Below are 9,638 nucleotides of genomic sequence, written 5' to 3' on the forward strand. Positions count from 1 at the left end.
ACGGTGCATCAGGGGCTTCGTCGTGCCCCGGGCCACGGGTCACCTGGTGCAGCCGGACCCCCTGGTCCCCCCGCTGCCCCCGCGGCCGGGTTCGCGGCGATGCCGCTGCGGTAGGCGTAGCGGACCGCCTGAGCGCGGTCACGGGCGCCGGTCTTCGCGAAGATCCGGTTGACGTGCGTCTTGACCGTCGCCTGGCCGAGGTACAGCCGCTCGGCGATCTCGGTGTTGGAGAGTCCGTCAGCGATGAGCACCAGCACCTGGCGCTCGCGCTCCGTCAGGCCGTCGGCAGGGGCAGCACCGGTCGATGCGGGAGTCAGCGTGGGGATCGGTGCCGCGCCGGCCGCGCCCGTACTCGCTGCGCTTGCGGTGGCCGGTGCGCCGGGCGCGGCCGGGCCGGTGGCAAGGACGGCGACCAGGCGCTGCTGGACCACCGGGTCCATCCAGGTCTGACCGGCGTGCACGGCTCGGATGCCCTCCTCGATCCGCTCCGCGCCGGCGTCCTTCGTCAGGTAGCCACGGGCGCCCGCACGCAACGCAGGGAAGATCGAATCGTCATCGGCATAGGTGCTGAGCACCAGAACCGGGCTCGCAGGCAGGTCACGGGTGATCGCGGCGGTGGCGGCGATGCCGTCCATCACCGGCATCGAGAGGTCCATCAGCACCACGTCCGGTCGGTGCTCCAGCGCGGCGGCGACCGCCTCCGCGCCGTTGGCGGCCAGCGCGACCACCTCCATGCCCTCGTTCAGGCCGATCAGCAGCGCCAGGCCGTCCCTGGTCACCCGCTGGTCGTCCGCGATCACCACACGGATCATGCCGGTACCTCCATCTCGACCCGCCAACCACTGCCGTCCGGCCCGTCCGGCCCGGCCTTGGCGGCGCCGCCGACTCGTTCGATCCGCTCGCGCATTCCTCGCAGGCCGTTGCCGCCACCGCCGGAGGCCACCGCAGCCGTGGCGGTGTGCGCCGCACAGGCATCGTTGGCAACCGTGATCACCACCCGGTCCGGACGGTAGTCGAGGATCACGTCGGCCCGGGCACCGCCCGCGTACCGCGCGATGTTCGTCAGCGCCTCCTGGACACCCCGGTAGAGCGCGAACCCGGCCTGCGGCTCGCACGGCCGCGGGGTGCCGTGGATCGCCAGCGCGATGGTCAGCTCGAAGTCCCGCCTACTGCGCTCGACCAGCGCGGTGAGGTCCTCCAGCGCCGGCAGCCGGTCGCCGCGCAGCGCGCCGACGGCGTTGCGGGCCTCGTCCAGCCCCTCCCGGGTCAGCCCCACCGAGCGCTCGATGACCTGCTGGAGCAGCGGGGAGACCGCGTCCCGCTCGGCGAGTCGGCGGGCCCCCTCCAGCTGGATCGCCAGGGCGGAGAGCGACTGGGCCAGCACGTCGTGCAGCTCGCGGGCGATCCGGGCTCGCTCGGCGCCGGCCGCGGCTCGGGTCTCGGCCTCCCTGGCGTCCTCCAGCTCGGCCATCAGCAGTTCGGTGTGGGCCTGGCTCTCCCGGCTGCGGCGCATCAGCTCGGCCGCCACCGCGAGCACCACGCAGAGCAGCACCGCGCCCGTCATGCTCGACACCGGATCGCTGACCGTCAGCCCCAGGATCACCGCGAGCACCACCGTGGTCGGTACCCCGATCACCAGGGCCTCGCGCAGCGGCAGCCAGATGAACCCGATCATCACGGCGGTGGAGACCGCCAGGTCGGCCAGCAGACCGTAGGGATTCAACCCGCAGACGGCCAGCCCGCTACCCGAGAGCAGCAGCACCAGCGCCGTCCGCCAGGCCGGCGTCTCGGCCGGCCAGCGGCGCAGCACGACCAGCAGCAGCGGCAGCACGTAGCAGGCCAGCGAGAGGCTGACGCCGAGTCGGACGCCGGAGAGACCCGGTGGCGTCCGGCCGGTCCAGGCGCTGACCACGACCACCGAGAGCACCAACCAGGTGATCGGGCGCAGCCTCTCCGCCTGGCGCTGGTAGCGCTCCTCGGTGCGGAACCGGGCCTGTGCAATTCGTGCGCTCTCGGTGCCGCCGGCACCCGCGCTGTCGGCCGCGCGGCCGGAGCTCGTCGGGATCGCGGCCCAGGACGCCGCCCCACGCCGCACTGCCGCCCCAGCTACCGTCCCCGCTGCCGCCCCCGGTGCCTGCTCTGACGGGCGCTCCGCCGACAGCTCCGGTGACTGCGCCGGCGACCGCTCCGGCCCGGTGTCGCCTACTGCCGTACTCCGTTTGGCCCGCATACTCCGCAGCATAGGGACCGAGCGCTCGCGCTGACCAGCGGCGGTGCCGCTGCGGACCGGCATCATGCCGCGCCCAGCCGACCGCCGACCGTGCTGCCGGTGCCGGTGCCGGAGCCCCGCAGCGTGCGCTGGTGCTGCAGGCCGCGCACACGGGTGACACCGACCCGGGTGACCACCTCACAGAGCGCCATCAGCACCAGCGCTGCCACCCATGCCTGCTGACTGGTGATCAGATTGTCCCGGCTGAACCGGGCGATGGTCGGGCCGAGGCCATGGCCGGCTCCGTAGGCGAAGGCCAGCCGCGCACCGCTGCCGAGCACCATGACGAGCACCGCGGGCAGACCCGCTCGGGCGATCAGTGCCTTGCCCTTGCCCCGCTCGATCCGCACCGCCAGCCCGCCGAGCAGGCCGAGCAGCAGACCCGCGCCGGACAGCGCCAGGATCAGCTTGAGGTCGTTGCCCGCCGTCGGGATCGTGTGCAGGAAGAGCGCGGCACTGCCGCCGACCGCGAGCACCGGGATCAGCAGGTTCACCAGGTTGAGCTCGGTGCCGCGGACCTGGCGCAGGATCGTGATCAGGATCAGGCTGTTGACGACGTAGGTCGTGGTGTTGTTCATGTCCCCAAGGGTTCCGTCGACCCCCTGGTCAGCGCCTCGGCTCCCGGGTTGACTCCCGGGTGGAGGTCTCGGGGCGCCGGGTGGAGCCAGGTGGAACCGGGTGGAGAAGCCGCCTCCACCCGAGGGTTGAGACGGAGCCTGTCACCAGGCCGGAATCCATCGGCCGTAGCGGCGAGAACCGTCAGCCGGCGGCCGGCGTCGTCTGCTACGGCCGAGCAGACCTACTGTTGGGCGCACCAGCCGTGATCACACGGCCACATGCCCGGGGGGCAGAGCAGTGAGCAGCGAGATCTACTTCAGCAACAACCACAGAGACCTCTCGGAGCAGTACGGCACCGGCGCCGGCTTCCAGTTCGAGTTCAACTGCCAGCGCTGCTACGACGCCTGGCGCTCGCCGTTCGAGGCGTTCACCACCGGCCGGGCGGCCGGCTGGGTGGGCAAGGGCGTCAGCGCGGCCTGGAGCCTGCTCGGCGGCAACGGCGGCACGATCACCAACGCGGCCGACGGCCTGGCCGGCGCGAGCTGGGGCGGGGCCAGGGACGCCGCGTTCCAGCGCGCGATAGCCAACGCCCAGAGCCATTTCCACCGCTGCCCGCGGTGCACGCACCACGTCTGCGACAAGTGCTGGAACGGCGCGCAGGGCCTCTGCCTGGACTGCGCCCCCGACACCGCGGCCGAGGCGGAGGCGGCTCGCCGGCGCGGCCTGAACGATCAGGTGAGCGAGCGGGCGTACGCGGCCGGCCAGCAGGCAGGCTCGGCCTACGACGTGAGCACGCCGCGCCAGCTGGTCTGCCCGCAGTGCGCGACCGAGACGCACGGCGCGTCGTTCTGCCCGAACTGCGGTCACAAGCTCGGGGATCCGGACGCCTGCCGGTCCTGCCAGGCGGCCGTGCCGCCCGGCGCGGCGTTCTGCCCCAGCTGCGGCACCAGGCAGTAGCGGCCGGTAGAGGCCGGTAGACCGAAGGCCGAGGACGCCGGCTCAGTTTCCGTCGTCGCCGTTGTCGCCGGCATTGCTGCTGGCGACGGCGGCGTTCAGCGATCCGATGATCGTCCCGAGCTGGCGCTGCCAGGAGGCGGCCGTGGCGCCGTCCACCTGGTGCTTCCTGGACAGGTCGCGGACCTGCCGCTGCTCCGCCTTCAGCGCGGTCACGGCGTCCGACGGCTGCCCGCCGTCGATCGCCGCCGAAGCCGCGTCGAGTGTCTTGACGAGCGGCCCCTGCCGATCCTTCGGCAGCGGCGAGCCGGCCATCTCGGCGCGCAGCGAGGCGATCTGCGCGGTCGGCGTGCCCCCGCCGGGGCGTCCGCTGGTCGGCGGCGCGACGGCGGGCACGCTGGTGGGCGCGGCGGCCGTGGTGACCGGCGCGGGTATCGAGTCCGCGGGCGGCTGGGCGGAGTGCGACGCGGCGTGATCGGTGTTCTGCGCCGCGCTCTGCCCGGTGCCGCTCGGCGAGCCGGCGAAGGCGAGCGCGCCCAGCAGCCCGACGCCGGCCAGGCCGGCCACGCCCAGCATCAGCAGCCCGGTGCGCCGCGGCCTGCGGCGGGCGGGTCCCGGCTCCGCGTGCTCGGCGACCGGTGCCATCACCGAGGTGGCCGGGCCCGCGTACGGCAGCGGCCCGGACGGCGCGCCCGGGTAGCCGGGCACCACGGTCGGCGGCAGCACCGACGTCCGGTCGGCGTCGGCATAGGCACCGCGGGCGGCTCCGCCGGCAGCGCCGCCGAAGGCGTCCTCGACGTCGTACGCGCCGGTCGCCGGCATCGCCGGCATCGCCGGCATCGCCAGCAGCTCGGAGGTCCGGTCCACCGCGCCCGCCACCGGCACCGCCGCGAGCAGCTCGGCCCGCGCGGCGGCCGCGCCGGCCGGACGGTCGGCGGGCCGCTTGGCGAGCAGCCGGGCGACCACGTGGTCCAGCGCCGGCGGCACCTCGGGCCGGCGCAGGCCGACCGGCGGCGCCTCCTCGGCGACCTGCTTGAACGCGATCGCGACTGGCGTCTCCGCGGTGAAGGGCGGCTCGCCGGTGAGCATCTCGTACAGCACGCAGCCCAGCGCGTAGAGGTCGGCGCGCCCGTCCACCTCGGCCGCGGTGGCCTGCTCCGGCGACAGGTACGCGGCGGTGCCGAGCACCGTGGCGGTCTGGGTCAGCTGCTGGCCCGAGGCGGAGGCCCGCGCGATGCCGAAGTCGACGACCTTGACGCCGCCGTCATCGGTGATCATCACGTTGCCCGGCTTGATGTCCCGGTGCACCAGACCGGCCGCGTGCGCGACCTCCAGCGCCTCGCAGACCGCGGCGGCGATGCCGACCGCGCGCTCCACCGGCAGCGGTCCGGCCTCGGCCAGCACCGAACCGAGCGAGCGGCCGCGGATCAGCTCCATCACGATGTACGGCGAGCCCTGGTCCAGGCCCGAGTCGAAGACCATCGCGATCCGCGGGTGCACCAGCATCGCCGCATGCTGCGCCTCCCGGCCGAACCGCTCCGCGAACCGCGGGTCCTCGGCCAGGCCGCCGTTGAGCACCTTGACGGCGACCGGACGGCCGAGCACCCGGTCCACGCCGTGGTAGACGGTGGCCATGCCGCCGACCCCGAGGGTGCCGACCAGTTCGTAGCGGCCGTTCAGCGCTCGTCCGATCACCTGGTCCTGCTCCTCACACTTCGTCGGCCGGGGCTCCCGCTCGACTCCGACACCCGCGTCATGATCCGGCATCACCGCGGCCGGCCCCCAGCCGGGGCACCGCCGAGGGTAGCGGCGCCGGTGGACGCGGCGGGAGTCCGAGTACTGGAACAGACGTCGGACGCCGGCGGGTGGTTGCTAGCGTGGCGCGCAGGCTATCGAGGAGGCCCGCCCATGGACGCCCGAGCTGCGACCGGAGCTGCAAGCCACGCTGCGAGCCGAGCTGCCGCCGGAGCCGCGAGCCAAACTGCCGGCGAAGCTGCCCGCCGGGCTGCGGCCGATCACCGCGCCGACCCTGCCGCCGAGGGCCCGCTGCTGGACGCCCGCGCGGTCGATGTGGTCCGCGACGGCCGCTACCTGCTCCGCGCCGTCTCACTGACGATCGAGCCGGGCGAGCACTGGGCGGTGCTCGGCGCCAACGGTGCGGGCAAGAGCACCCTGCTCGCCCTGCTCGGCGCGGTCTCGCACCCCACCCGCGGCGAGGTCCGGGTGCTCGGCCGCCGACTCGGCCGGGTGGACATCCGGGAACTGCGCTCACACCTGGGCCATGTGAACCCCCGCCACCCGCTGCACTCGCCGCTGAGCGTGCGCCAGGTGGTGCTCACCGGGCTGACGAACAGCATCGAGCCGGACCCGCAGCGCCACCCGACCACCGAACAGCGCACGCACGCAGACGAGTTGATCGAGATGCTCGGCATGTCCCGGCGCGCCGACGCGGCCTGGACCACGCTCTCGCAGGGCGAGCGCGGGCGCACGCTGATCGCCCGCGCGCTGATGCCGCAGCCCCGGCTGCTGCTGCTGGACGAGCCGGCCACCGGTCTGGACCTCACCGCCCGCGAGCAGCTGCTGAGCAGCCTGGACGACCTGCGCCGGCACCACCCCGCCCTGGCCAGCGTGCTGGTGACGCACCATCTGGAGGAGCTGCCGACCAGCACGACGCACGCACTGCTGCTGCGCGAGGGCGAGTGCCTGGCGAGCGGCCCGGTGGCCGGCATCATCACGACCGAGCTGGTCAGCGAGTGCTTCGAGCATCCGGTCCGGATCACCAGGGAGGACGGCCGGTGGGCGGCCCGGGCGCAGCGCCCGGCGGTCAACCTGCCATAACCTCCGGCACCGCCGTCTCCGAGCGGTGCCAATTGACGCGCGGTCTCTGGCCAGTCCTCCAACCGAGCAGTAACTTACCGGCCAGTTCCTCGGTATCCCCCACGATGCCGAACGTGCACCTCCCACCCCCACCCGGAGGACAGCCATGCCTGGAACCACCCTGCCCGGCTCCCGCCTGCCCGGAAGCCGGCGCCGCCCCCGCCCCCGCCCCCGACGGCTGGTCGCCCTGGCCGCCGGCTGCGCGCTGCTCGGCGCGGCCATCGCGGGCGCCGCGCCCGCCACCGCCGCCACCAGCAACGCCAGCGGCACCAACCCCACCGGCACCACCAGCACCGCCCGTGACGCCCATGCCACCCGCGCCGACTCGTCCGGCGACCCGATCGCAGCCGCCCAGGCGCTCGCCGCGCCGCTGGTCCCGGGCGCCAACGACTGGAACTGTCAGCCGAGCGCGGCCCACCCGCGCCCGGTCGTCCTGGTCCACGGCACCTTCGCCAACGGCTCGGTCAACTGGCTCACCGTCGCCCCGGCGCTGGCCGCCGACGGCTACTGCGTCTTCGCCCTGACCTACGGCGAGCAGCCCGGCATCCCCGTGCTGCGGGCGATCGCCCCGGTCGCCGACTCCGCGCAGCAGCTCGCCACCTTCGTGGACGGCGTGCTCGCGGCCACCGGCGCCGGCCAGGTCGACATCGTCGGCCACAGCCAGGGCGGCATGATGCCGCGCTACTACATGAAGTTCGACGGCGGCGCGGCCAAGGTGCACAGCCTGGTCGCGCTCGCGCCGAGCAACCACGGCACCACGCTGGACGGGCTGGCCACGCTCGCGCAGTCCTACCCGGGCGCGCTGGCCATCCTCGGCTCGGCCTGCCCGGCCTGCACCGACCAGATCACCGGCTCCGCCACGCTGAACCAGCTGAACGCGGGCGGGGACACCCTGCCGGGCGTCTCGTACACGGTGATCGCCACCCGGTACGACGAGGTGGTCACGCCCTACCAGTCGCAGTTCCTCTCCGGACCGAACGTGCACAACGTGCTGGTCCAGGACCTCTGCCCGACCAACATCCCGGACCACGTGCTGATGGCCACCGACCCGGTGGTCCTGCACGAGATCCGGCACGCGCTCGACCCGGCGAACGTCGCCGACGCGACCTGCCTGGCGAACCTGACCGGCTGAGCCGGCCGGCCGACGACGGACGGGGTGCCCGCGGGGCACCCCGTCCCCGCCTGTCCCTACTCCTGTCCCCACCCCGACCACCGATACGCTTTCCCGATCAGATTCACCCGACAGATTCACCCGATGCCCAGCACAGAGGCCCTCATGCACGTCCTGGTGACCGGCGGCGCCGGCTTCATCGGCAGCGCCTACGTCCGCGGCCTGCTCGGCGGCGCCCACGGCGGCGAGCCGGCCGCCGTCACCGTGCTCGACAAGCTGACGTACGCCGGCAACCTCGCCAACCTCGCCCCCGTCGCGGACGACCCGCGGCTGCGCTTCGTCCACGGGGACGTCTGCGACGGCCCGCTGCTGCGCACGCTGCTCACCGGTGTCGACGCGATCGTGAACTTCGCGGCCGAGAGCCACGTGGACCGCTCGATCGACAGCGCCGCCGAGTTCGTCACGACCAACGTGCTGGGCACCCAGACCCTGCTGCAGGCCGCTCTCGACGCCGGCGTCCCGCGCTTCGTGCAGGTCTCCACCGACGAGGTCTACGGCTCCATCGAGACCGGTGCCTGGACCGAGCAGGCGCCGGTCTCGCCCAACTCCCCTTACGCCGCGGCCAAGGCGGGCGCCGACCTGCTCGCGCTCGCCTTCGCCCGCACCCACGGGCTGCACGTCAGCGTCACCCGCTGCGGCAACAACTACGGCCCGTACCAGTACCCCGAGAAGCTCGTCCCGCTCTTCGTGACCACGCTGCTGCGCGGCGGCCGGGTCCCGCTGTACGGCGACGGCCTCAACGTCCGCGACTGGGTGCACGTGGACGACCACTGCCGCGGCGTCCAGCTGGTGCTGGAGCGTGGAGCCGCCGGCGAGGTCTACCACGTCGGCGGCGGAACCGAGTTGACCAATCGCGAGATCACCGCCCGGCTGCTGGCCGCCTGCGGCGCCGACTGGGACTCGGTGCGCTCCGTGGCCGACCGCAAGGGCCACGACCGCCGCTACGCGCTCGACGACGGCAAGTTGCGCGCGCTCGGATACCGCCCGCAGGTCGACTTCGACGCCGGCCTCGCCGAGACCGTGGCCTGGTACCGCGCGAACCGCTCCTGGTGGCAACCGCTCATCGCCGACCGTCGCTGACGTGCCCTCAATATCTGTTTCGCACACAGAGGTTGGCTGCTAGTCTGACCCCGCTTCGATGATCGACTTCGCCGAACCGGGGGAACCACCAGTGAAGACCCAGCTCATCAAGAAGACCACGGCGGTCGCCGCCCTCGCCCTCGCCGCCACCGCGGTCGCCACCGCCACCGCGCTGCCGGCCTCGGCCGAGACCTCCGGCGCGGTGCGAACGGTCGCCCTCGCCCCGGCCGCCGGCCTGGGCGCGCACTACGGCACGCCCAGCCTCAGCACCGCGATCACCCGCGAGGGCGCAGCCACCGGCTGGATCGGCTGGACGATCCACATCACCGAGACCAACAACACCGGCGGCGACTACACCCAGGTCGCGCCCCAGCTCGGCGTCACCGCCAACGGCATCGACCCGAACTACATACGGTTCCTGGACCCCAACACCGGCACCGACCTGGCCAAGTACACCGCTGCCGACGGCACCGTCTGGAGCGCCGCCACCGATCTGGCCGCCCCGCTGGCGAACGGCCAGACGGCCGGCTACGACCTGATGGTCTTCATCCCGACCGTCATGGCCCAGGGCGCCAAGTCGATCACCGTCATCAGCCAGGGCACCGCCGACGGCACCGGCTACCTCGGCAGCACGCTGACCATCCCGACCGCCTGACCACTCTCACCACCCACCCCCGGGCGTGCGGGGCAGCGTCTCTCACTGTCCCCGACAGCCGGAAGGGGAGTGCT

At 73.6% G+C, this 9,638-nt stretch carries 9 protein-coding genes; 5 read left to right on the forward strand and 4 right to left on the reverse strand.

Translation table 11 applies throughout. The features are described from left to right. Nucleotides 1–8: 8 nt before the first annotated feature. The 3 genes from AC060L_RS18200 to AC060L_RS18210 form a co-directional block, all read right to left on the reverse strand. Entirely contained in the window at nt 9–812 is an 804-nt protein-coding gene (locus AC060L_RS18200) for a response regulator (protein ID WP_483799828.1), read from the reverse strand. Then, a complete protein-coding gene (locus tag AC060L_RS18205) occupies nt 809–2,095 on the reverse strand; it encodes a sensor histidine kinase (protein WP_483799829.1) in 1,287 nt (428 codons plus the stop codon). Before AC060L_RS18205 ends, AC060L_RS18200 begins: the two co-directional genes overlap by 4 nt. Before the next feature lie 197 nt (nt 2,096–2,292). Then, nucleotides 2,293–2,847, reverse strand: a complete 555-nt coding sequence (locus AC060L_RS18210) for a hypothetical protein (RefSeq protein WP_483799830.1) — start codon at nt 2,845–2,847, stop codon at nt 2,293–2,295. A gap of 277 nt (nt 2,848–3,124) precedes the next feature. Between AC060L_RS18210 and AC060L_RS18215 the strand changes: the two genes are divergently transcribed. After that, nucleotides 3,125–3,784: a zinc ribbon domain-containing protein gene (locus AC060L_RS18215; RefSeq protein WP_483799831.1), complete on the forward strand. Its 660-nt coding sequence runs from the start codon at nt 3,125–3,127 to the stop codon at nt 3,782–3,784. A gap of 42 nt (nt 3,785–3,826) precedes the next feature. Here AC060L_RS18215 and AC060L_RS18220 read toward each other — a convergent pair whose 3' ends face one another. Next, nucleotides 3,827–5,476, reverse strand: a complete 1,650-nt coding sequence (locus AC060L_RS18220) for a protein kinase domain-containing protein (protein ID WP_483799832.1) — start codon at nt 5,474–5,476, stop codon at nt 3,827–3,829. Nucleotides 5,477–5,689: 213 nt separating this feature from the next. On the opposite strand from AC060L_RS18220, the gene AC060L_RS18225 reads away from it, so the two are divergent. From AC060L_RS18225 to AC060L_RS18240, 4 genes are all read left to right on the forward strand, one after another. Beyond that, nucleotides 5,690–6,619, forward strand: coding sequence for an ABC transporter ATP-binding protein (locus tag AC060L_RS18225; RefSeq protein ID WP_483799833.1), 930 nt, complete (start codon nt 5,690–5,692; stop codon nt 6,617–6,619). A gap of 145 nt (nt 6,620–6,764) precedes the next feature. Beyond that, nucleotides 6,765–7,790: an alpha/beta fold hydrolase gene (locus tag AC060L_RS18230; RefSeq protein WP_483799834.1), complete on the forward strand. Its 1,026-nt coding sequence runs from the start codon at nt 6,765–6,767 to the stop codon at nt 7,788–7,790. 144 nt (nt 7,791–7,934) lie between these two features. After that, a complete protein-coding gene (gene rfbB, locus AC060L_RS18235) occupies nt 7,935–8,909 on the forward strand; it encodes a dTDP-glucose 4,6-dehydratase (protein WP_483799930.1) in 975 nt (324 codons plus the stop codon). Nucleotides 8,910–9,000: 91 nt separating this feature from the next. Next, nucleotides 9,001–9,564, forward strand: a complete 564-nt coding sequence (locus AC060L_RS18240; protein ID WP_483799835.1) for a hypothetical protein — start codon at nt 9,001–9,003, stop codon at nt 9,562–9,564. Nucleotides 9,565–9,638: the final 74 nt, after the last annotated feature.

The sequence above is a fragment of the Kitasatospora sp. NEAU-69 genome (genome assembly GCF_057158765.1).

Bases quoted from the DNA above. Each gene is read 5' to 3' on its own strand.
- AC060L_RS18200 (WP_483799828.1), bottom strand. From the start codon at position 812: ATGATCCGTGTGGTGATCGCGGACGACCAGCGGGTGACCAGGGACGGC.
- AC060L_RS18210 (WP_483799830.1), bottom strand. From the start codon at position 2,847: ATGAACAACACCACGACCTACGTCGTCAACAGCCTGATCCTGATCACG.
- AC060L_RS18225 (WP_483799833.1), top strand. From the start codon at position 5,690: ATGGACGCCCGAGCTGCGACCGGAGCTGCAAGCCACGCTGCGAGCCGA.
- AC060L_RS18230 (WP_483799834.1), top strand. From the start codon at position 6,765: ATGCCTGGAACCACCCTGCCCGGCTCCCGCCTGCCCGGAAGCCGGCGC.
- rfbB (WP_483799930.1), top strand. From the start codon at position 7,935: ATGCACGTCCTGGTGACCGGCGGCGCCGGCTTCATCGGCAGCGCCTAC.